Below are 21,106 nucleotides of genomic sequence, written 5' to 3'. Positions count from 1 at the left end.
ATAAAAACAAAAAGAGGCACTCGCGCGCCTCTTTTTTATATTGTTTATTTTCTAATACCCAATACTTTGATAATCTCACGATATCTGTTGATTTCTTTCTTTTTCAAGTAATCCAACAAAGATCTTCTTTTTCCAACTAGCAATACTAATGAACGCTCTGTGTTATAATCGTGACGATTTTTTTTCAAGTGTTCTGTTAGGTGTGCAATTCTGAAAGTGAACAAAGCAATTTGAGCTTCTGATTTTCCTGTGTTTGTTTTTTCTCCGTGTTGTGCGAAGATTTCTTCTTTAATTTCTTTAGTTAAATACATTCCAATATTTGTTTAATGATTTTTATGTATGATTTACATCTATTGTAAGCCGGCTGCAAAAGTACTATTTATTTTTTAAAAATCTAAAATTAATTTAATAATTAATGTTGTTTTGCTATTGTAATAGGAAGAGTGTAGAGAACTCTTACAGGGATGCCTCTCATAACTCCTGGTACCCATTCTTTGTAGTTTTTTAAAACTCTAATTGCTTCTTCGTCTAATCCGTAGCCAAGTCCTTTTATTATTTTAATTTCAACAATACTACCGTCCGTTTCAATTACAAATGTTAGGTATATTTTCCCAAAAACAGTATTTTGAGCTTCGTAAGGAATCCTCATTCTTCTTCCGATGTAACTATAAAAATTATTCATTCCTTTTTTAGGCATAGGACGTTGGTGTGCTTTTTTATAGTTATGTTCAATATTTGAAGAGTCAATACTTATGCCGGAGGTTAATTTTCCATTTTCGTAATTTTCGACGAAAGTATAATTAGGTTTTTTGCTCCCTCCTTTCCACTTCCCTTCATGAAAGCCGTTTTTTACTTTTCCACTTTCGAAAAACTCCTTCTCTAAATATTCATAATATCCATTTCCGTCAATTACTGTTTGAATGTTTTCTGCATTCCAGTATTGATTAATTTTAGAGTCAGAAAGTATCTCCTCTTCATTTTCTAAATATTCAATTTCGGATTTCGCTTTTCCGTCCTCATACCAATTGAACTGTTTGCCACTTAGTCTACAATTTATGAATTTTGAAATTGTTTTTTTGTTGCCGTTTTCATAGTAGTAGGCAAACTGCCCTTCTTGTTTTAATACATCTTTATCTGCGGATGTTCCTTCCATTTGTAAAACTCCTGATTTGTAATAATCAAAAATACTGTAAAGGTCATTGTCAGGCTTAGAATAATAATCTTTTATAATTCTATAGTAGCTGTAATTGTCTTCTGTTGATTCTTTCCACAAGGAGTCAAAGTAAACGATTTTACTAACTGGTGTTTGTGAGAATGATAAAAATGGAATTAAAAATAATAATGCTAGATGAAAATTTGATTTCATTAGGTTTTTTAACAAACCTAATACTTTTAGTACAACTTAGCAATCTCTTGATTCACAAATTCTAAGAAACGTTCGTCAGCTGCAGTAAATGGGTCTAGAACATGGCTGTCGATATCAATTTGCCCGATATTTTCTCCATTTACAAAAAGAGGAACCACAACTTCCGATTTTACAGTAAAACTGCAGGCAATATAATTATCTTGAGCCGCAACATCCGCGACAACAAAATTATTATTAGAAACAGCAACCTGACCGCATATGCCTTTGCCGAAAGGTATTACCGTGTGATCCGTTTCTGCGCCTACATATGGACCTAAGTGCAGCGTTTGAGTTTCCTGAGTCGCAAAATAAAATCCAACCCAGTTGTAATAGTCTATATTGTCTTGTAACAATTGACAAACTGCTAAAAGTTTTTCATCTCTCGAAAAGATAGTGTTTACTGTAATTGCAGTTACTTTTGGTTGTAATTCCTGAAATGTCATATCTTTATTTTTTTATACAAAAGTATTTAAAGTACCTTTCAAACATTATATAAATCTGTTAAAAAATAGACTTTGAGAAAATATTTTATTCAGTACAAACCTTTTTTACTTTTTCTGGCTAAATTTTTCATGACCTATATTGTTCTTGCTTTGATTTATCAAGAGTTTTTAGGTTTTTTTGGTGAGAATAAAATTGATTCGATAACTGAATTGGTAGCCGAAAACACAAAGCAGTTACTTACAGTATTTAATGTGGACGCCGATGTTGTAAAAAATAATTCGGAGCCCTATATTAGATTGCTTTATAATCAACAGTATGTGGCCAGAATAATAGAGGGTTGTAATGGCATTAGTGTAATTATTTTGTTTATTTCATTTGTAGTTGCATTCTCGGGGAAGGTGAAGTCCACTTTGTTTTTTGTTTTGGGCGGTAGCCTGTTTATTTACTTGCTTAATGTAGCTCGCATTGCCGCATTATGTGTTTTGATGGATCTTTTCCCAAAGCAGGAACGATTGCTACACGGCGTTTTTTTTCCGCTATTTATTTATGGTATTGTTTTTATTTTATGGCTGATTTGGGTTAATAAATTTTCATTATATGCTAAAAAGACTGCTGACTCATAAGCTCAGATTTATTTTTGTGCTGTTATTTGTTGTTTCGTTTGTCCTTATTAGGATCTATGAAGACAGCTTGTTTTACGATCCTTTTTTGAACTATTTTAAAAGTGATTTTAATGATTTGCCTTTACCTGTTTACGACTCTGTTCGTTTGTTCATCAGTTTATTGTTTCGCTATGGATTAAATACGGCATTATCACTAGGCTTGATCTTTAGTCTTTTTAAAGATGTCGGAATAGTCAAGTTTGCTGCGATTTTATATGCTTTTTTCTTTGTGGCCCTACTTTTTTCTTTCTACACCACAATTTATTTTTATGCAGAACACAATAATCTCTTGCTTTTTTATGTTCGTAGATTTCTTATTCAACCCCTATTTATCCTTTTGTTTATCCCCGCATTTTATTATCAAAAGCTTCAAAAATAATTTTTTTTATGTATCTTTAATTGGTTGTATTTTATTGATAACCAAAATTTTATGAAGATAAAAATCGTAAAAAACTCAGGGGATGTGGTTGATTTTGATCCTGAAAAACTCAAAAAGTCATTACTGAAATCTGGTGCAAGCCAGATTGTGGTAGAAGATATTTTACATAAGATAGGCAACGAGATCTATCAAGGAATTTCTACAAAACAGATCTATAAAAGGGCTTTCAGTTTATTGAAAAAAGAAGCGAATTCACATGCAGCACGATACAATCTAAGGGAAGGCTTGCGATTATTGGGACCAGCTGGTTTTTTCTTCGAAAAATATATTGCCCGCCTTTTTACCGCTGAAGGTTACATTACAGTTACTAATTTGATTTTACAAGGAAAATGTGTGTCACATGAAATAGATGTTATTGCCAAAAGTAAGGACGTTATTGTCATGATTGAATGTAAATTTCACTCTAGGAGGGAAGCTTCTTCTGACGTGAAAATCCCTCTATACGTTTTCTCAAGATTTAATGATTTGAAAGAGAAACAACATGTTATTTTTTCATTAAAAGATACTATGTCTAAATGTTGGATTGCTACTAATAATCGTTTTACCTCAGATGCGATTGATTTTGCAAAATGTTCTGGGCTCAACCTGTTAAGCTGGGATTATCCTAAAAATAACAGTTTAAAGACCAAAAACGACATCGATTGTCTTTATCCTGTGACCTGTTTGACGACACTGTCGATTGCTGAAAAAGATAAGTTGTTAGTTCTAGATATAATTTTGGCTAAAGAGTTAATCAGTAATCCGGATAAATTAGAAAGAATAGGATTGAGTTCTAGTAGAATAAAGAATGTCCTTAAAGAAGCACGAGAATTGAGCAAATGTATTTAAATTATCTAGTTCGTTAATTTATTAAACTTAATAACAAGATCATGAAAGTAAAATTTATTGGTGGAGCAGGAACAGTGACAGGTTCAAAAATATTAGTTGAAAGTAAAGGTATACGAATTTTGATAGATTGTGGTCTTTTTCAGGGAATTAAACCTTTAAGAGAACTCAATTGGGAACCTTTATCAATTCTGGCTTCAACAATTGACTTTGTCCTCTTGACCCACGGTCATTTAGATCATTGCGGTTGGTTGCCGAGATTAGTAGATCAAGGGTTTCGTGGAAAAATTTACTGTAGCGCACCGACAAAGGCAATTGCAAAGCTAATTTTGCTAGATAGCGCCAAGATACAGGAAGAAGAAGCTGAAAAAGCGAATAAAGCTAAATATTCTAAACATGAAATTGCACAGCCCCTTTATAATATTGAGCAAGCTGAAAAGGTATTCCCTCATTTTAGGGTTGTAAAAATAAATGAGGACGTTCCCTTGGATGCGGAAATTAACGCCGTTTTTTTCAACGCTGGTCATATTATCGGGGCTTGTAGTATTGAGTTAACAATAGAGAATAAAGCCTTGGTGTTTTCTGGAGATGTTGGTCGAGATAATGATGCTTTGATGTATCCGCCTACCAAGCCTAAAAATGCTGATTATGTGTTTCTTGAAAGCACCTATGGAAACCGGATGCATCCAATTTCGGACGTCAAGCTGGAGTTGGAAATGTATATTAACAATACGGTTGAAAATGGAGGTACAGTTATTATTCCAAGTTTTGCAGTGGAGAGAGCGCAAACGGTGATGTATTTATTGTGGCAGCTCAGGAAAGAAGATAAAATTCCTAACATTCCTTATGTAATTGATTCGCCTATGGGAGTGAGTGCGTTTGATATTTTTTTTGATAATTTGAAATGGCATAAATTGTCAATCGAAGAGTGCGTTGCCATAGGTAAAATGTTTACCATGATTTCGGATTATAAGGATACTATTGATACAATATACAATAAGAGACCTAAAGTAGTAATTGCAGCGAGTGGCATGGTGACTGGCGGAAGAGTGTTAAGTTATCTAGAACGCTATATTGAGTTGCCAGAAACTACAGTGGTTATTGTGGGATATCAAGCAGAAGGGACGCGTGGTAGGAAGTTGTTAGAAGGGGCTAAAGAGGTCAAAATATATGGGAAATATTATCAAGTAAAGGCAAAGATCCTTGAGATAGAAGGTTTGTCTGCACACGGGGATCAAAAAGATTTACTTAATTGGCTTTCGGCTTTGGAAAACAAACCTGAAAAAGTGTTCTTGGTTCACGGCGAAAATCAACCTGCAGATGAGTTGCGAATTAAAATTATAGAGCGATATGGTTTTGATTGTTCTGTTCCGCTGATGGGCCAAGAGTTTGAAATCTAATTGTTCTAATTTGAAATTAATTATCCTCCAAGAAAGAGGCAGTCGAGTTGCATTAAATCTAATTGTTTTGAGCAAGACAGTTTATTTCTCTAATAAAAGCAGGAATGATTTGCTTTTGATTAATAATGAGATTGTGTCGACCGTTAATTAAACTTTAAAATTATTCAATAAACTGTGGTTAAAATAAATTATTCCTTACTTTCACGCACGAATTAATTTAGCATAAAAACCCCAAGGAATGAATAGCTTTGATTGGAAGAATTTAATAGACCCCCTTTTTTATATTCACTTTGATGTGAACGGAATAAAACTAGGGATTTATATCGTATTATTTATAATTTTTGCAGAAACAGGATTGTTTGCCGGTTTCTTTTTGCCTGGCGACAGTTTACTTTTCTTAGCGGGGATTTACAGTCGCGAATTGATAGAAAACATATTTTTTATAAATAGCGATTTTCTAAATGTTATGCTCTTGTCAACAATAATTGCAGTAGCAGGTATTTTGGGTAATATAGTGGGATATTGGTTTGGTTCAAAGAGTGGCTATTACTTATACAATAAGAAAGATAGTTTTTGGTTTAAGAAAAAATATCTTGTTTCGTCTAAAGATTTTTTTGAACGACATGGAGGTAGAGCTATCATCTTCGCGAGGTTTTTGCCAATATTCAGGACTTTTGCGCCTATAGTTGCAGGAATTGTAACTATGGATAAAAAGAAGTTTATGTTTTATAATGTGGTAAGTTCATTTCTTTGGTCTTTTACTTTAATATTTTCAGGACATTATTTATATGGTTTCTTGCTTGACAATTACCAAATAGATTTAAAGGAACATATCGAACTTATTGTAATCGTATTAGTGATTATTACTCTTTCGCCAGTAATTTTAAAGTTCGCGAAAAAACGTCCGAATACAGAAGATTAAAAAAAAATCGGATTTAAAAGTTTGTCTTTATTTCCAATTGTATACTAAATAAAAAATCCGTTCACTTTTAAGTGAACGGATTTTTTTATGATAAATAGATTGGAATTACATCATTCCTGGCATACCACCACCCATTGGGCTTCCACCACCGTTCTCTTCCTTAATATCGATCAAAGCACATTCGGTTGTTAATATCATCCCAGCAACAGATGCTGCATTTTCTAATGCTACGCGAGTCACTTTTTTAGGATCGATAATACCAGCTTTTAGCATATCAACATATTCGTCTGTTTTAGCATTGTAACCAAAGTCGCCTTTTCCTTCAGCTACTTTTGCAACAACTACAGAACCCTCAAGACCTGCGTTTTCAACAATGGTTCTTAATGGTGATTCTACTGCTCGAGATATAATTTGGATTCCAGTAGCTTCGTCTGCATTATCAGCTTTTATAGCGCTCAAGGCTTTTTTAGCTCTTAGTAAAGCAACTCCACCACCAGCAACAATTCCTTCTTCAACGGCAGCACGAGTAGCATGTAGCGCATCGTCAACTCTGTCTTTTTTCTCTTTCATTTCCACTTCAGATGCAGCGCCTACGTAAAGGACAGCAACACCACCAGCTAATTTTGCCAAACGTTCTTGTAATTTTTCCTTGTCATAGTCAGATGTTGTAGCTTCCATTTGACCTTTGATTTGGTTTACACGATTTTTGATCATGTCAGCTTCACCAGCACCGCTAACGACAGTTGTATTGTCTTTATTGATAGTTACTTTTTTTGCAGTACCTAACATTTCAAGAGTTGTATTTTCAAGAGTGTATCCTCTTTCTTCAGAGATAACAGTTCCGCCAGTTAAAATGGCAATATCTTCAAGCATTGCTTTTCTTCTATCTCCAAAACCCGGTGCTTTTACAGCAGCGATTTTCAAAGCCCCACGAAGCTTGTTTACTACCAATGTTGATAATGCTTCTCCATCTACATCTTCAGCAATAATCAATAATGGTTTCCCCGATTGCGCTACTGGCTCAAGAACCGGTAGTAATTCTTTTAGAGAAGAAACTTTTTTGTCATATAATAATATATATGGATCCTCTAATTCCACTTCCATCTTTTCAGAATTGGTAACGAAATATGGAGAAAGATATCCTCTGTCAAACTGCATTCCTTCCACAACATCCACATATGTGTCTGTTCCTTTTGCTTCTTCAACTGTGATAACACCCTCTTTTCCAACTTTGGAGAATGCTGTAGCGATTAACTCACCAATCACTTCGTCATTATTAGCAGAAATAGAAGCGATTTGTTTGATTTTATCTGAATCAGTACCTACCACTTTAGATTGTTTTGCTAAATCTGCAACAATTGCTTCAACAGCTTTGTCGATACCGCGTTTCAAATCCATTGGATTAGCTCCAGCAGCAACATTTTTTAAACCTTCTTTTACGATGGCCTGTGCCAAAACGGTTGCAGTTGTTGTTCCGTCTCCTGCTAAATCATTGGTTTTAGAAGCAACTTCTTTTACCATTTGAGCTCCCATGTTTTCCAATGGGTCTTTTAGTTCGATTTCTTTTGCAACTGTAACACCATCTTTTGTTACCGTTGGTCCGCCAAATGACTTTCCAATGATTACATTACGACCTTTTGGTCCTAGAGTTACCTTTACAGCATTTGCTAATGCATCAACACCGCGTTTTAGTCCGTCGCGTGCTTCTATATCAAATTTTATATCTTTTGCCATTTGTTTGTTGTTTAATGTTTGAAAGTGTATGCTTTCAAGTTTGTAGAATGTTTGTTTTTTCTATTTTTTTTTGAAAACTAGACGATTGCTAGAATATCATCTTCACGCATAATTAGATAGTCTTTCCCTTCTAATTTCAATTCAGTGCCAGCATATTTTCCGTAAAGAACACTGTCGCCGATTTTCACAGTCATTGTATGTTCTTTAGTGCCATTTCCAACTGCAACTACAGTTCCTTTTTGTGGTTTTTCTTTCGCGGTATCTGGAATAAAAATTCCTGACGCAGTTTTGGTTTCAGCAGCAACTGGTTCTATAAGAACGCGGTCAGAAAGTGGTTTAATGTTTAAAGCCATGATTTTATCTTTTTGTTTTTGTTAATGCATTTTAAAGTTCAGAAATTGTGCCAGTCTCTAAAGTGTGACATAATTTCTTATAAAAAATGCCAGCTTTGACAGGCTGGCACTTAGTATATTTTGCGTTATGATTTATTCTGCAGCTGGTGCGTTTTGTACCGGTGCAACTGGGGCTACAGGAGCAGCAGTTTGTGTATTGTCAATTATTTTGGAGTCCGATCCGCTCAATGTTCCTGTGAAGCTTAAACTTGACAGTAAAATTAGTGCGATTAATACTGTAGCTAATGTCCATGTACTCTTGTCTAAAAAGTCAGTTGTTTTTTGAACTCCACCCATTTGAGTCGATCCTCCTAAAGTAGAAGAAAGTCCGCCACCTTTAGGGTTTTGAACCATTATTACTACAACTAGTAGGAAACAAACTATTGTTATTAAAACTAAAAAAATTGAAAATGTGCTCATTGTTTAATTATTATTTTGTTGTAAAATCTTAATATCCGCTATACGGTCAGCAAAGAAACTACTTTTTTCTGGATATTTCAAAATTAATATTCCATAAGCTTGAATCGCTTTTTGATATTTTTTTTGTTCCAAATAGACGCGGGCTAATGTTTCTGTCATTAAGTACGAATGATCTTCTTCATTGATGTCAACACGTGCGGTTGAAGCTACTCCGTGTTTGACTGGAGATATCTTTGGGCTTGCTTGAATAAACTTATCGATTAATGCGGATTTTTTCGTCTTATTCTTTTCCTGTTGAACTGCTTTGTCGCTTTTTATTGTTTCATTCGTTCGGTCTATAGGCTGGGTTCTTGAAAGCTGAAGCCATTCCTGAAAAGAATGTTTTTCATTTTTCGAGAAATCCAAAGGCTTACCTATAGCCAACTTGTCCTCAGATTCTTTGTGAATTTCTTCAACTTTAATAGTGGAAGCCTCTTTAATGGATGTTAGCATTGATTGTTCTAAAGTATTCACTTTGAGTTCCTGCTTTTTTTCGACAACGATTAGTTCATCATCAATTACATTTATATCAAGAAGTTCAAGTGTTTTCTTGTCGTATAGGTCTTTTTGAATAGCGATAAATGTATCCGAGGTAATGAAATCAAACAAGACCGTTCTGTCAGTTGTATATGCAGCCGTTACTTTTAAAGCGGAATTATACTTAAAACTATTTTGGTTGTAAAGGCCTTTTAATCGCAAAGCTCTTGCGCTCTGAAAATAAGGAAACTCAGCCAGTACCTTTTCCAAAGCCTGGGTTTGGGGCTCGGTAACAGCATTTGGTTTGTTAATTAAGTAAGTGTAATCTGTTACGTTCATTTTTTGACTGTTCAGTATTAAGTAATCGGTGTTTGGTTCCTGAAAGCTTCCAGAGGCATTCAGTTTTTGTTGTGCTTATAGATTGAACACTAGAATAGCCGCTAACAACTTTTTATTACCACTTAGCGAGTGATTCATTAAAGATGTCTTGAGTTATTCTTAGAAATATTTCATCTAATGCGGTATTTAAAATTGTTCCGTTTAGTTGAGTTGTTGCTGGATAATCGTAAAAGAAATTAAATGTCTTCTCAAAATTATCGATTTCCTTATTTTTATTGGTAAATCGCACATTTACCCTAATGTTCAAACGGTTTTGAGATGCCTGTTGATCAGCGGTAGCTGTCATGGGGCTTATTCTGTAGTCAACGATTTCGCCTTCATAAATTAAATCGCCACCACTTTTCACCAAGTTTAAATTGGTTTGGTTCTGAATAAGATCCTGCAAGTTGAGTGTGAATGTTCTGTCTATTCCAGGTTCAATAAGATCTGAATTATTTTGAAAAAAATTAACTTGAAAGGTTTTTGCATCAATTTTACCAGTTCCCGTAAAGTTGTAAACGGAACAGCTATTTAAACTAAAAAGTAATACAAAAGCAGTGATGAGGTGTAAGTTTTTCATTTTATATTTAAAATTCAAAGATATTCAAATTTAATTGACAATTTGTAATGAGCATTTATCAATACTTTAAAGGTCGAATTGTTTTATTTTTCGGTATAAAGTTCTTTCTGAAATGCCTAATTCGTCTGCAGCTGCTTTCCTTTTTCCCTTATTCTTTTCTAATGATTTTTTAATCATTTCAATTTCTTTTTGCTCTAACCTCAAGACTTCTTCTTCCTCTTCAACAGTTTCTGCAAAAAGATAATTGTCATCATTCTGCGGGTATGGTTCCTCTTTGTTTTGGCTAGAAAGCAAGGCGGTCCTGGGCTCTTCTTCGAAATCTATTTCGCTGTCATTTTCTTTTGAGCCATATATTTTGGTAATCAAGTTTTTATTAGTTTCCTGCACTTTAGAACTGCCGCTTTCCATTAACTCTAATGTGAGTTTTTTTAAATCATGCAAGTCGCTTTTCATATCAAAAAGCACTTTGTACAAAATTTCTCTTTCGTTGCTAAAATCGCTTTCGTTTTTTTTCTGCTTTATTACAGAAGGGAAATTAGCACCTTCAGTAGGTAAATACGATTGTAAAGTCGCAGCAGTGATGTCTCGATTGGTTTCCAACACGGAAATTTGTTCGGCTACATTTCGCAACTGACGAATGTTTCCGCTCCAGCGAAATTTTTGTAATACAAGAACAGCCTCTTCATCTAGTTTCAACGGGGGCATTTTGTATTTGTGCGCAAAATCAGCGGCAAATTTTCTGAACAGTAGATGGATGTCGTCTTTCCGGTCCCTCAAAGGGGGTAAAGGGATGTCGACTGTACTTAGTCTGTAATATAAATCTTCACGAAATTTTCCTTTTTCGATTGCGTCAAATAAATTCACATTGGTGGCAGCCACAATTCTTACATTCGTTTTTTGAACTTGTGAAGACCCCACTTTGATAAACTCCCCATTTTCTAGCACACGAAGCAGTCTGACCTGAGTTGTCAGAGGTAATTCGCCTACTTCATCAAGAAAGATAGTTCCGCCATTAGCTACTTCAAAATAACCTTCACGGGTACTTGTAGCTCCTGTAAAAGCTCCTTTTTCGTGGCCAAAAAGCTCGCTATCAATGGTTCCTTCTGGAATTGCACCACAGTTTACCGCAATATATTTACCGTGCTTTCTATGAGAAAGGGAGTGTATGATTTTTGGGATACTTTCCTTTCCTACTCCGCTTTCACCCACTACTAGTACTGATATATCAGTAGGGGCGACCTGAATTGCTTTTTCTATGGCACGATTCAATTTCGGATCATTCCCGATAATCTCAAATCGCTGTTTTGTAGCTTGAACTGTATCCATGTTCTGTATTTGGTTTAAAGTTTTTTGGTTTAAAGTTTCAAGTTGCCGAACAAACTTTAAATTTCAACTTTTTTATAATTAAATAAAATGTTGTTACTGTTGTGGTTTTTTTGCGGTGTCTTCTGAAGGAGCTGTTTTTTCAACTTTATCCTTGGGGAAATAGGTTCTGATAATGTAAAATGTGACTGCGAATCCAATTATAAATGTAAGTAAACCTATTATTATGTTTCTTTTCAACATCTTATTTTGTCTTAAATTAATCAAATTCGTAGTTAAGTGTTCTAATTCATCTCGCTTAAACCAGTTGCTTCTCCTTTTAGAGTACCACTTGTGCAGCTCGTAATTTTGACATTGACAAAGTCACCAATTTTATAATTCTCTTTTGGAAAAACTACCGTGATACTTTGTGAGTTTCTGCCAGAGAATTCTTCAGTTGATTTTTTAGAAACTTTCTCGACTAATACTTCAACAGTTTGACCAATAAACTCTTCAGAGCGCGACCAAGCATGCTTTTGTTGGAAGTCTACAATTTCTTGTAACCTTCTAGCCTTAACTTGATCCGTTACATCATCGTCCATTTTTCTTCCCGCTAATGTTCCTGGACGTTCTGAGTAAGAGTACATATAACCAAAGTTATACTTCACGTATTCCATTAGACTCAAAGTGTCTTTGTGGTCTTGTTCGGTTTCGGTTGGAAAGCCAGCAATCATATCTTGTGAGATTGAGCCGTTGGGAATGATCGCTCTTATTTTATCAATCAAGCTCATGTATTCCTCACGAGTATGCAAACGATTCATTTCCTTCAAAATTCGATTGCTTCCTGATTGAACGGGTAAGTGGATGTGTTTGCAGATATTTGGGTATTTTGCAATCACGTGTAGCACACTTTCGTGCATATCTTGCGGGTTGGAGGTCGAAAATCGAATGCGCATTTTTGGAAAACTAACGGCGGTCATTTCCAGTAATTGATCAAAATCTACTGCAGTTGCCTTTTGCATTTCTGTAGCGGCGATGAAGTCTTTTTTCAAACCACCTCCGTACCAGAGATAACTGTCAACATTTTGCCCCAAAAGCGTAATTTCTTTAAAGCCCTTGTCCCATAAGTCTTGGATTTCTTTCATGATGCTTTGCGGTTCGCGACTGCGTTCTCGTCCGCGGGTAAAAGGTACCACACAAAACGTACACATATTATCGCAACCACGCGTGATTGAAACCAAGGCTGTAATTCCATTACTCATCAAACGAACGGGCGAAATATCGCCGTAGGTCTCGTCTTTAGACAAAATCACGTTAATTGCATTCCTGCCTTCTTCTACTTCTTGCAGAAGGTTCGGTAAATCTTTATAGGCATCAGGGCCTACCACAAGGTCAACGATTTTCTCTTCCTCTAGAAACTGAGTTTTTAAACGTTCTGCCATACAGCCCAAAACGCCAACTTTCATTTTCGGATTTATACGTTTCACAGCATTGTATTTCTCTAAACGTTTACGAACGGTTTGTTCTGCTTTGTCCCGGATGGAACAAGTGTTGACCAAAACCAAATCAGCTTCTTCTAGAACTTGCGTTGTGTTGTATCCGTTTACGGATAATATGGAAGCTACAATTTCACTATCGGAAAAGTTCATCGCACAGCCATAGCTTTCTATAAATAGTTTTTTTGTATTCTCGGGTTTGTTTTCTAAAACAAGGCTTTCTCCTTGTTTGCTTTCTTCAATAATCTTTTCCATAGGTCACTTTCAAAACAGTGTTTTTATAAGTTGTCAAAGGTACAATTATTTGCATGAATCTGACAAGATGTCAGACGAAGAATTAACAATGTTTTAAGTCTAGGTAAGTATACTCATTCTAGAGCTGACCTTAACTTTTCATGCTATCTAGGACGATTACGAACGACCGTTTTAGTACTAAAAAAAAACTCTCTTAAAAATATAAGAGAGTTTTCAGTAAACAAGTTTGAACAAAAAAATTGAGAAATTAAAACAAACTAACGGCTAATTGTAATCTAGCAATTTTGTTGGCGGGATTCCACATCGCTGTTGCAGAAACGGGTAGCTTGTAATTTAACACTGAAATATCTTTGGTAAGCCTGAACCCCGTATTTACAATTCCAAAATCTTTACTTTGATCTGCTCTGTATAAATTTGAACTTCCATCAAACGCAAATACCCCTCCTACATAAAGGCTTACATTTACTTTTTGGTTTTCAACAACAGGATAGCTTAATTCTACATAAGTAGAGTATCTGCTGTTATAGTTATTGTTAGCATCTAATTCACGATCATTCTTGCCCGTGTAAAGAAATACGTCTGCTTCAATGCGCATTGGGAATGCTTTTGGAAAACGATATGATGTTCTTAAGTCTATAATGTGCGTGGTTGTAAGTTTGTCGTAATTAAATACTTCAGGGCTCGCTATTCCAGTGGTATTAAATAAATTCCATATTGCAATCGATAAATTATTTTTTTGGTACTGCACATAGTAGTTTATTTCTCGGTAGTCTCCGTCAAATCCCGCTCCACCCCAGACTCCAGTAGTGAAATGTTGATTTTTATCTAATGCTAAATGAACAAATCCCATGGCGGTCATTCCGTCGTTTATTACTAAACCTCTCCATAAATGGCTGGTTGCTACACCCACATTAAAATCTAGACTACTAGGACTTGTGATCTCTGTTGCTGCATCAATACTAGCTGAAACTGTTGTTTTCTGGGCGTATCCCGCTAACCCTGTAAGTGAGATTACAGCGGCAATTATAAAATTTTTCATTTTTTATTTTTTAAAGTGGGGCTTTTAGATAAGCATTAAATAAGATAACGCAGCTAAGCTTGATCCTATGATTGGTCCTACAATGGGAACCCAAGCATAGCTCCAGTCACTGCTCCCTTTCATAAGTAAAGAATGTACAATTCTAGGACCTAAGTCTCTTGCTGGATTAATCGCGTAGCCTGTCGTGCCTCCTAAACTTAATCCTATAGCCCAAACCAGAATTGCAACGGGAAGAGCGCCTATTGATCCTAATCCAATTTTAGCGTCAGCAGCCACTGCAATGCTTACATCGGGACCGGCTAGATAAAAAATTACAAAAATAAGTACAAAAGTTCCTATGATTTCGCTAATCAAGTTAGAGGAATAATTGCGAATCGCTGGACCTGTGCTAAAACAAGCTAATTTTGCGCCTTCGTCATCGGTTGCAGCAAAATGATCTTTGTGTGATAACCAAACTAGGAATGCTCCAATCATGGCTCCAATCATTTGAGCTAAAACATAAGTTGTCACTTGACTCCAAGCAAATTTACCAACAAGCGCTAGTCCAAGCGTTACTATAGGATTTAAATGCGCCCCGCTTACAGGCCCCGCGACGACTACACCCACAAAAACGGCAAATGCCCAGGCTGTAGTTATTACAATCCACCCTGAATTGTTTCCTTTCGTTCCTTTTAGTACTACGTTTGCAACTACTCCGTTGCCTAATAAAATCATTAACATCGTACCGAGAATTTCTGCTATAAATGGTGTCATCTGTAGTGTTTTTTATGAATTACAATTAGTCCTCGATCCAGTTTGAAGCACGTCCCACAGCTTTATGCCAGCTGTATACTAATTTATCGGCTTCATTTCTCGACATTTCTGGATTAAATTCGCGGTCTATCGACCATTGTTCTTGTAGCTCATCAACACTATCCCAGTATCCTACAGCTAGCCCTGCCAAATAAGCCGCTCCTAAGGCAGTTGTCTCAAGTGTTTTAGGTCTTATGACTTTAAAGTCAAATAAATCTGATTGGAATTGCATCATTAAATTATTGGTAGCAGCTCCTCCGTCGACCCTTAATTCGGTTCCCTTTTTGCCAAAATCAGCTTCCATGGCTTTAACTAAGTCGTATACTTGGTAAGCAATTCCTTCAAGAGTGGCACGTGCAATATGTGCATTTGTGGTTCCTCTTGTAATTCCTACGATTGCACCTCTGGCATATTGATCCCAATGCGGTGCACCAAGACCAGTCAGTGCAGGCACAAAATAGACACCGCCATTGTCTGGTACTTTTAACGCTAAAGTTTCAATTTCTTCGGCAGAATCGATCATTTTTGCGCCATCTCTTAACCATTGTACCGCTGCTCCGCCTACGAAAACACTTCCTTCTAATGCGTAAGTGGTTTTTCCGTTAATTTTCCATGCTACAGTAGTCAGCAGATTGTTATCAGAATAAACGGGTTTTTCACCTGTATTCATTAACATAAAACAACCTGTTCCATAAGTGTTTTTGGCCATTCCTGGTTCTGTACATAATTGACCAAATAAAGCTGCTTGTTGATCTCCTGCAACTCCTGCAATTGGTATTTTTGTGGAGAAGAGAGTTGTCGCAGTTTCGCAATAAACTTCGCTGCTTTGATGTACTTCTGGCAACATTGCTTTTGGAATGTTGAACAATTCTAGTAATTCAGTATCCCATTCTAAAGTGTGAATATTTAATAATAGAGTACGACTTGCATTTGAAACATCAGTCATAAATTTTTCACCTCTTGTCAATTTCCAGATTAGCCAAGTGTCAACTGTTCCAAAACAAAGTTTTCCTGCTTCAGCTTTTTCACGGGCCCCTTCCACGTTGTCAAGAATCCATTTTACTTTGGTTCCAGAAAAATAGGCGTCTAGAACTAAACCTGTCTTTTTCTTAATCATGTCTGCATGTCCTTGCTCTTTCAGCTCGTCACAATATTTTGCAGTTCTACGGTCTTGCCAGACAATGGCGTTATATATTGGCTCACTGGTTTCTCTATCCCAAACTATAGTAGTTTCTCTTTGATTAGTAATTCCAATAGCCGCTATTTCTTTTCCGGAAACTCCAACTTTTGCAATAACTTCTGCGGCTACACTAATCTGTGAAGACCATATTTCTTTAGGGTCATGTTCTACCCATCCTGGTTTTGGAAATATTTGCGTAAAATCTTTTTGAGATACACTTACAATATCTCCACTGTGGTTAAAGACAATTGCTCTTGAGGATGTTGTTCCTTGGTCAAGTGCTAAAATTAATTTGTTTTTCATAGTCGGCGTTTTTTTTGGTTTGTTAATAGGCTTATTAATTATTAATTTGAAATTCTGGTAAAAGAAATCCGTTTGCAAGTTTTTTAAATTGAACTGCTTGGTCTTTTGCCCAGGTTTCGTCGTATCCAAGTTCTTCAGCAAGCAATTGTGCTACTTTTTCTGAAACTGCTATCGCTGCACGAGCATCTAAGAATAAGAGACGTACTCTCCTCGATAGTACATCGTCAATTGTTCTTGCCATCTCATGACGTATTGCCCACACAACTTCTGCCATTGTATAGTCGTAATCTGGATGTAGCTTTTGTTTTAATTCAGGTCGTTGATTTTGTAATTCTATTATTTTTGGAATATCAGTTCCGTAGATATATAGGTGATTTTTACGATCAACGGTGCTTGTTTTAGTATTTCCGTGAATGGATATATTTTCTGTTTTACAATCTCTCTTAGGTAAATGACGAACAGTGATAGCTTTGTCAATAATATCTTCGGCAATTTTTCGATACGTCGTCCATTTACCTCCAGTGATGGTAATCAGCCCAGTGTCAGAAACAATTATTTTATGGCTCCTTGACACTTCTTTAGTGCTTTTACCCTCTTTTTCAGGTGCAGCAAGCGGTCTCAATCCTGCGAAAACTGATAATACATCAGCGCGTGTGGGTTTTTTTTCTAAGAACCTTTGAGCGGTTTCTAGAACAAAGTCAATTTCTTGTTCTAGTGCGATAGGTTCCAAACTGTGACTTTTGATCAATGTGTCTGTTGTTCCTACAACAATTTTTTCATGCCAAGGTACTGCAAATAAAACTCTCCCGTCACTTGTTTTAGGGATCATTAAAGCGTGGTCACTGGGAAGGAACGATTTGTCAAAAACGAGGTGAATTCCCTGACTTGGAACAATGTATTTTTTATAAACAGTATCATTTAACTTCATAATTGAGTTGGTGAAAACACCAGTGGCATTTATGACAGCTTTTCCTTTTAGATCAAACAACTCTCCAGTTTCTTGATTTTTAACCTGAACACCAGTTACTTGGTTATCGTTATCTTTTAAGAGATTTACAACTTTAGTATAGTTTAAAAGGCAGGCTCCATTTTCTACTGCGGTCTGAGCTATATTTATAGCTAAGCGTGAGTCATCAAATTGACCATCTTGATACAAGACGCCGCTTACTAATCCTTTTTGCTCAATAGTGGGTAATAGTTCAATTGTTTTTTTCTTTGAGATATATTGAGATTTACCTAAACTTAATTTGCCGGCTAACATATCGTAAATGCTAAGTCCTATGGTGTAAAAATAACCACCCCACCAATTGTAGTTAGGGATAACAAAAGATTGATTTTTAACAAGATGACCTGCGTTTAGGGCCATTAAGCCTCTTTCTTTTAGGGCTTCTCTAACTAGAGACACGTCACCCTGCTCAAGGTAGCGCACTCCACCGTGAACTAATTTAGTGCTTCTGCTAGAGGTTCCTTTTGCGAAATCCACCGCTTCGACTAGAATAGTTTTGTAACCTCGACTTGCGGCGTCAAGTGCAGTCCCAAGACCGCTCGCTCCACCACCAATGACGATCACATCCCATTCTTTTGTTTCATTTAATTTGGATATCTGTTCGTGACGTTTCATAATATATTCTTTTTGTATTTAAATCTTTCTTAAAACAAAGTAAGTGAAACTAAATGAAAGTACAAAGAGAATTTTCGTATTTTTCTATTTTATTTTTTCGTTTTTCACATTTTTACTGTTAAAATATGATTATTACTTATTTTTAGGTCCTTTTATATTGGTGGTGAGTAGAGTGTTTACTGAGTACGAGCAGAAATAATTTGTGAATAGTGTTGATTTGCATTAAATATCTAATGTTTAAATCGTAACTATAAGAAAGTTGCTGATTCCTTCGCAGAATGAAGTGCTTCCGTAAAGTACTCAAGTTGAATACAGGAATGAGGCTATTGGTAGTTTTGAAATAAATATTGGTGGTAAATACCGGTTTTAGACTGAATAAAATAACACCAAAGAAAAGAGGCTGTTCGAAAGGTGTTTTTCGGACAGCCACAGTTTCTTGTGTGAAAGAGCGTAATCAGTAGTCGTTCCGCTTTTAGTATTTGCTCAATTTTGCTTTGAGCATGAAATCTTCCACTTTTTCGACCATATTATAACTCCCGCAAAAGAATGGTGCTCTTTCGTGCAATTCAGTGGGGATTATCTCCATTATTCGATTGAAGCTATCCGATGCTTTTCCTCCAGCTTGTTCTGCTATGAATGCTATCGGGTTACATTCATAAAGCAGTCGTAATTTTCCTTTTGGTGCTGTTGTAATAGTTGAATATATGTATACTCCGCCTTTTATCATATTCCTATGAATGTCAGCAACTAAACTTCCAATGTATCTCGAAGTATAAGGTCTCTCGTCCTCCTCAACCTGACAATATTTGATATAATCTTTTACCCCCTGAGGAAAATAAGCATAATTCCCTTCGTTTGTAGAATATATATTTCCGTCTTTTGGGAATTGCATATTGGGGTGGGATAAATAAAATGTTCCAATAGCTGGGTTCAATGTAAAACCATTTACACCGCAACCTGTTGTGTAAACCAACATAGTTGAGGTCCCGTAAATGACGTAACCGGCGGCAACCTGATTGATTCCAGGTTGTAGAAAATCTTCTAGCGTCACTGGAGTTCCGATTGGAGTGATTCTCCTGAAAACTGAAAAAATTGTCCCTACTGAAACGTTTACATCAATGTTTGATGATCCATCAAGCGGATCTATTAAAACGACGTATTTATTATTGTGACTTTTATCGCTTCCCTCCACAGTTATAAATTCATCATTCTCTTCAGAGGCGATGCCGCATACAATTTCTCTATTTATTAGGGTTTGTATAAAAACTTCATTAGCGTAAACATCTAATTTTTGTTGGTCTTCTCCTTGAATATTTTGAGCGCCTGCTGCCCCAATGATGTCTACCAGACCTGCTTTGCTTACTTTGTAACTGACTACTTTAGCGGCCAGACGAATCGAATTAATGATCCGTGATAATTCACCCGACGAATATTTAAAAGCCGCTTGATTTTCTATGATAAATTCTCCTAAAGTTTTATTGTGTTCCTTCATGATGAAATAGTTGTGGTTGTTTTTAGATTTTAATTTTGGTTCTTGTGGTGTGTGTTTTGTTTAATACTTTTTTTGATATTATTATTAAAAAGGTCTATTTGTTATATTTTGAAATCCCTCTAACCAATTGCCATTTAAAATTGTAAATGAAAGGTTTTCGATTGACAGCCAGGATATCCGACTAATTATCCTCCTTTTGTCTAGTTTTTATAATTAAAATGTACGTAGTGTTGTACGAGGGTTCATTGTACCTTGCGATCTAATTTAATGTCTTTAATTAGTGTTTCTTTCGCAACATTCGCAGCTATAACAAGTCTGGCTTTACTGATTCGGCAAGTGGAGTCAATTGTAACTACGAGTCAGTTAGTTATGCCCTGAAAATATTTGTATTTAATCTCTTTAGCTTCGTTTTACTTTATTTATGGTTGCTTTAGTTTTGATTAGCATGCTTTTTTATTTCAATATACTTCGAGTTACAAAGTTAATGAAACTAATTTATCTAAAATGAAGTTTATTTGTATATTTTATTTTTGTATCTTTCAATATCTAAAATATTAAATAAGAGGACTTATTATGACTATAATCAATAGAAGGCAAGAGGATATACTTAAAGAATTAGATCAAAAAGGATATGTGAATGTGGTTGATTTGTGTGAAACACATAATGTTTCAACCGTAACCATACGAAAGGACCTTAATTTTTTGGAAAATGAAAAACTATTACATCGAACGCACGGTGGGGCAAGTAAACAACCTATTTATGCTTTTGAAAGAGATGTAAGCGATAAAGAGTCATTGCAGGTAGGGCAAAAAAAGGAAATTGCAGAAGAGGCACTAAAGTATATAAGTAATAATGACCATATCATATTAGGATCGGGCTCAAATATTCATTACTTGTCTCAGATTATCAAGGGGTTCCGTAAATTAACAGTGCTTACGCCTTCCCTAAAGGTTTCGTTAGAGCTTTGTAAAGAACCAAGTATTGATACAATTCAGTTAGGCGGAGATATTCGTAATAACTCAACTTCTGCTGTAGGGCCTATTGCGGAAGCTATTCTAGGGCAATTTTCATGTAACAAATTATTTTTGGGGGCAGATGGTGTAGATGTAGAATTTGGACTAAGTACGTCGAACGCGCTTGAGGCTCATCTAAATAAACAAATGATCGACGTCGCCGAGAAGGTCATTGTATTGGCCGATTCAACAAAAATGAATATTAGAGGATTTGGTAAAATATGTAATTTGAATAGAATTGATGTTTTAATTACAGACAGCGGTATTGATAATACGACAAAAGCGAAACTAGAAGAATTAGGCATAAATGTAGTTATTGCCGGAAAAGGATGATTCTTGCTCCTTCTTATTATGAGTACAAGTTGTGAAAGAAGTGGTTTTTGTAGGTTTTAAAAGATACTGTTGGTTAAAGTCTTAAGTGTTCTTTTTTGGATGTGAAATATTTTTAAAATTCACAAAAGCCCAATATTTAAAAAAAACTTCTACTTTTGTCCG

At 35.7% G+C, this 21,106-nt stretch carries 22 protein-coding genes; 6 read left to right on the top strand and 16 right to left on the bottom strand.

Going from position 1 to position 21,106, the window contains the following annotated elements; translation table 11 throughout:
- Positions 1-44: 44 nt before the first annotated feature.
- The 3 genes from rpsO to ACEN2H_RS11375 form a co-directional block, all read right to left on the bottom strand.
- Positions 45-311 carry a 30S ribosomal protein S15 gene (gene rpsO, locus ACEN2H_RS11385; RefSeq protein ID WP_441732471.1) on the bottom strand — a complete coding sequence of 89 codons (267 nt, stop codon included), beginning with the start codon at positions 309-311 and terminating at the stop codon, positions 45-47.
- Positions 312-412: 101 nt separating this feature from the next.
- Positions 413-1,366, bottom strand: a complete 954-nt coding sequence (locus ACEN2H_RS11380; RefSeq protein WP_441732470.1) for an energy transducer TonB — start codon at positions 1,364-1,366, stop codon at positions 413-415.
- A gap of 26 nt (positions 1,367-1,392) precedes the next feature.
- Positions 1,393-1,848, bottom strand: coding sequence for a GAF domain-containing protein (locus ACEN2H_RS11375; protein WP_441732469.1), 456 nt, complete (start codon positions 1,846-1,848; stop codon positions 1,393-1,395).
- Between the two features lie 72 nt (positions 1,849-1,920).
- Here ACEN2H_RS11375 and xrtF point away from each other — a divergent pair, with 72 nt between their 5' ends.
- The 5 genes from xrtF to ACEN2H_RS11350 all read left to right on the top strand — a co-directional run bounded on the left by xrtF (position 1,921) and on the right by ACEN2H_RS11350 (position 6,097).
- Positions 1,921-2,472 carry an exosortase family protein XrtF gene (gene xrtF / locus ACEN2H_RS11370; protein ID WP_441732468.1) on the top strand — a complete coding sequence of 184 codons (552 nt, stop codon included), beginning with the start codon at positions 1,921-1,923 and terminating at the stop codon, positions 2,470-2,472.
- Positions 2,447-2,890: an exosortase F system-associated membrane protein gene (locus ACEN2H_RS11365; RefSeq protein ID WP_441732467.1), complete on the top strand. Its 444-nt coding sequence runs from the start codon at positions 2,447-2,449 to the stop codon at positions 2,888-2,890. Before xrtF ends, ACEN2H_RS11365 begins: the two co-directional genes overlap by 26 nt.
- A gap of 51 nt (positions 2,891-2,941) precedes the next feature.
- Entirely contained in the window at positions 2,942-3,778 is an 837-nt protein-coding gene (locus ACEN2H_RS11360) for a restriction endonuclease (RefSeq protein WP_441732466.1), read from the top strand.
- Positions 3,779-3,819: 41 nt separating this feature from the next.
- Complete coding sequence (locus ACEN2H_RS11355; protein ID WP_441732465.1) at positions 3,820-5,175, top strand: MBL fold metallo-hydrolase RNA specificity domain-containing protein; 1,356 nt, start codon at positions 3,820-3,822, stop codon at positions 5,173-5,175.
- Positions 5,176-5,413: 238 nt separating this feature from the next.
- Positions 5,414-6,097 (top strand): DedA family protein, encoded by a 684-nt coding sequence (locus ACEN2H_RS11350; RefSeq protein WP_441732464.1) that lies wholly within the window; start codon positions 5,414-5,416, stop codon positions 6,095-6,097.
- A 105-nt stretch (positions 6,098-6,202) separates the two neighbouring features.
- Here the strand turns inward: ACEN2H_RS11350 and groL are convergent, their stop codons facing one another.
- The 13 genes from groL to fbp all read right to left on the bottom strand — a co-directional run bounded on the left by groL (position 6,203) and on the right by fbp (position 19,597).
- The gene (groL, locus tag ACEN2H_RS11345) at positions 6,203-7,831 is read right to left on the bottom strand and encodes a chaperonin GroEL (RefSeq protein ID WP_441732463.1); all 1,629 of its coding nucleotides are present in this window, start codon (positions 7,829-7,831) and stop codon (positions 6,203-6,205) included.
- A 77-nt stretch (positions 7,832-7,908) separates the two neighbouring features.
- Positions 7,909-8,184 carry a co-chaperone GroES gene (locus ACEN2H_RS11340; protein WP_441732462.1) on the bottom strand — a complete coding sequence of 92 codons (276 nt, stop codon included), beginning with the start codon at positions 8,182-8,184 and terminating at the stop codon, positions 7,909-7,911.
- A gap of 132 nt (positions 8,185-8,316) precedes the next feature.
- Positions 8,317-8,643, bottom strand: coding sequence for a preprotein translocase subunit SecG (gene secG / locus ACEN2H_RS11335; protein WP_441732461.1), 327 nt, complete (start codon positions 8,641-8,643; stop codon positions 8,317-8,319).
- Positions 8,644-8,646: 3 nt separating this feature from the next.
- The gene (locus ACEN2H_RS11330) at positions 8,647-9,498 is read right to left on the bottom strand and encodes a tetratricopeptide repeat protein (protein ID WP_441732460.1); all 852 of its coding nucleotides are present in this window, start codon (positions 9,496-9,498) and stop codon (positions 8,647-8,649) included.
- Positions 9,499-9,613: 115 nt separating this feature from the next.
- On the bottom strand, positions 9,614-10,117 hold the full coding sequence (locus ACEN2H_RS11325) for an LptE family protein (protein ID WP_441732459.1): 504 nt from the start codon (positions 10,115-10,117) through the stop codon (positions 9,614-9,616).
- Between the two features lie 66 nt (positions 10,118-10,183).
- Positions 10,184-11,443 (bottom strand): sigma-54 interaction domain-containing protein, encoded by a 1,260-nt coding sequence (locus ACEN2H_RS11320; RefSeq protein WP_441732458.1) that lies wholly within the window; start codon positions 11,441-11,443, stop codon positions 10,184-10,186.
- 93 nt (positions 11,444-11,536) lie between these two features.
- Positions 11,537-11,683 (bottom strand): hypothetical protein, encoded by a 147-nt coding sequence (locus ACEN2H_RS11315; protein ID WP_441732457.1) that lies wholly within the window; start codon positions 11,681-11,683, stop codon positions 11,537-11,539.
- Between the two features lie 41 nt (positions 11,684-11,724).
- Complete coding sequence (gene miaB / locus ACEN2H_RS11310) at positions 11,725-13,170, bottom strand: tRNA (N6-isopentenyl adenosine(37)-C2)-methylthiotransferase MiaB (protein WP_441732456.1); 1,446 nt, start codon at positions 13,168-13,170, stop codon at positions 11,725-11,727.
- 247 nt (positions 13,171-13,417) lie between these two features.
- On the bottom strand, positions 13,418-14,209 hold the full coding sequence (locus ACEN2H_RS11305) for a hypothetical protein (protein ID WP_441732455.1): 792 nt from the start codon (positions 14,207-14,209) through the stop codon (positions 13,418-13,420).
- A 24-nt stretch (positions 14,210-14,233) separates the two neighbouring features.
- On the bottom strand, positions 14,234-14,962 hold the full coding sequence (locus ACEN2H_RS11300) for an MIP/aquaporin family protein (RefSeq protein WP_441732454.1): 729 nt from the start codon (positions 14,960-14,962) through the stop codon (positions 14,234-14,236).
- A 25-nt stretch (positions 14,963-14,987) separates the two neighbouring features.
- Positions 14,988-16,484, bottom strand: coding sequence for a glycerol kinase GlpK (gene glpK / locus ACEN2H_RS11295; RefSeq protein ID WP_441732453.1), 1,497 nt, complete (start codon positions 16,482-16,484; stop codon positions 14,988-14,990).
- A gap of 34 nt (positions 16,485-16,518) precedes the next feature.
- Positions 16,519-18,105 (bottom strand): FAD-dependent oxidoreductase, encoded by a 1,587-nt coding sequence (locus tag ACEN2H_RS11290; protein WP_441732452.1) that lies wholly within the window; start codon positions 18,103-18,105, stop codon positions 16,519-16,521.
- A gap of 472 nt (positions 18,106-18,577) precedes the next feature.
- Positions 18,578-19,597, bottom strand: a complete 1,020-nt coding sequence (fbp, locus tag ACEN2H_RS11285; RefSeq protein ID WP_441732451.1) for a class 1 fructose-bisphosphatase — start codon at positions 19,595-19,597, stop codon at positions 18,578-18,580.
- A 573-nt stretch (positions 19,598-20,170) separates the two neighbouring features.
- Here fbp and ACEN2H_RS11280 point away from each other — a divergent pair.
- The gene (locus ACEN2H_RS11280; protein WP_441732450.1) at positions 20,171-20,944 is read left to right on the top strand and encodes a DeoR/GlpR family DNA-binding transcription regulator; all 774 of its coding nucleotides are present in this window, start codon (positions 20,171-20,173) and stop codon (positions 20,942-20,944) included.
- Positions 20,945-21,106: the final 162 nt, after the last annotated feature.

The organism is Flavobacterium sp. W22_SRS_FP1, assembly GCF_052113685.1.
Classification (GTDB): domain Bacteria; phylum Bacteroidota; class Bacteroidia; order Flavobacteriales; family Flavobacteriaceae; genus Flavobacterium.
Note: the sequence above shows the minus strand (reverse complement) of the source record. Positions and strands in the feature narration are given on the sequence as shown.

Bases quoted from the DNA above. Each gene is read 5' to 3' on its own strand.
- rpsO (WP_441732471.1), bottom strand. From the start codon at position 311: ATGTATTTAACTAAAGAAATTAAAGAAGAAATCTTCGCACAACACGGA.
- ACEN2H_RS11380 (WP_441732470.1), bottom strand. From the start codon at position 1,366: ATGAAATCAAATTTTCATCTAGCATTATTATTTTTAATTCCATTTTTA.
- ACEN2H_RS11375 (WP_441732469.1), bottom strand. From the start codon at position 1,848: ATGACATTTCAGGAATTACAACCAAAAGTAACTGCAATTACAGTAAAC.
- ACEN2H_RS11365 (WP_441732467.1), top strand. From the start codon at position 2,447: ATGCTAAAAAGACTGCTGACTCATAAGCTCAGATTTATTTTTGTGCTG.
- ACEN2H_RS11360 (WP_441732466.1), top strand. From the start codon at position 2,942: ATGAAGATAAAAATCGTAAAAAACTCAGGGGATGTGGTTGATTTTGAT.
- ACEN2H_RS11355 (WP_441732465.1), top strand. From the start codon at position 3,820: ATGAAAGTAAAATTTATTGGTGGAGCAGGAACAGTGACAGGTTCAAAA.
- ACEN2H_RS11350 (WP_441732464.1), top strand. From the start codon at position 5,414: ATGAATAGCTTTGATTGGAAGAATTTAATAGACCCCCTTTTTTATATT.
- groL (WP_441732463.1), bottom strand. From the start codon at position 7,831: ATGGCAAAAGATATAAAATTTGATATAGAAGCACGCGACGGACTAAAA.
- ACEN2H_RS11340 (WP_441732462.1), bottom strand. From the start codon at position 8,184: ATGGCTTTAAACATTAAACCACTTTCTGACCGCGTTCTTATAGAACCA.
- secG (WP_441732461.1), bottom strand. From the start codon at position 8,643: ATGAGCACATTTTCAATTTTTTTAGTTTTAATAACAATAGTTTGTTTC.
- ACEN2H_RS11330 (WP_441732460.1), bottom strand. From the start codon at position 9,498: ATGAACGTAACAGATTACACTTACTTAATTAACAAACCAAATGCTGTT.
- ACEN2H_RS11325 (WP_441732459.1), bottom strand. From the start codon at position 10,117: ATGAAAAACTTACACCTCATCACTGCTTTTGTATTACTTTTTAGTTTA.
- ACEN2H_RS11320 (WP_441732458.1), bottom strand. From the start codon at position 11,443: ATGGATACAGTTCAAGCTACAAAACAGCGATTTGAGATTATCGGGAAT.
- ACEN2H_RS11315 (WP_441732457.1), bottom strand. From the start codon at position 11,683: ATGTTGAAAAGAAACATAATAATAGGTTTACTTACATTTATAATTGGA.
- miaB (WP_441732456.1), bottom strand. From the start codon at position 13,170: ATGGAAAAGATTATTGAAGAAAGCAAACAAGGAGAAAGCCTTGTTTTA.
- ACEN2H_RS11305 (WP_441732455.1), bottom strand. From the start codon at position 14,209: ATGAAAAATTTTATAATTGCCGCTGTAATCTCACTTACAGGGTTAGCG.
- ACEN2H_RS11300 (WP_441732454.1), bottom strand. From the start codon at position 14,962: ATGACACCATTTATAGCAGAAATTCTCGGTACGATGTTAATGATTTTA.
- glpK (WP_441732453.1), bottom strand. From the start codon at position 16,484: ATGAAAAACAAATTAATTTTAGCACTTGACCAAGGAACAACATCCTCA.
- ACEN2H_RS11290 (WP_441732452.1), bottom strand. From the start codon at position 18,105: ATGAAACGTCACGAACAGATATCCAAATTAAATGAAACAAAAGAATGG.
- fbp (WP_441732451.1), bottom strand. From the start codon at position 19,597: ATGAAGGAACACAATAAAACTTTAGGAGAATTTATCATAGAAAATCAA.
- ACEN2H_RS11280 (WP_441732450.1), top strand. From the start codon at position 20,171: ATGACTATAATCAATAGAAGGCAAGAGGATATACTTAAAGAATTAGAT.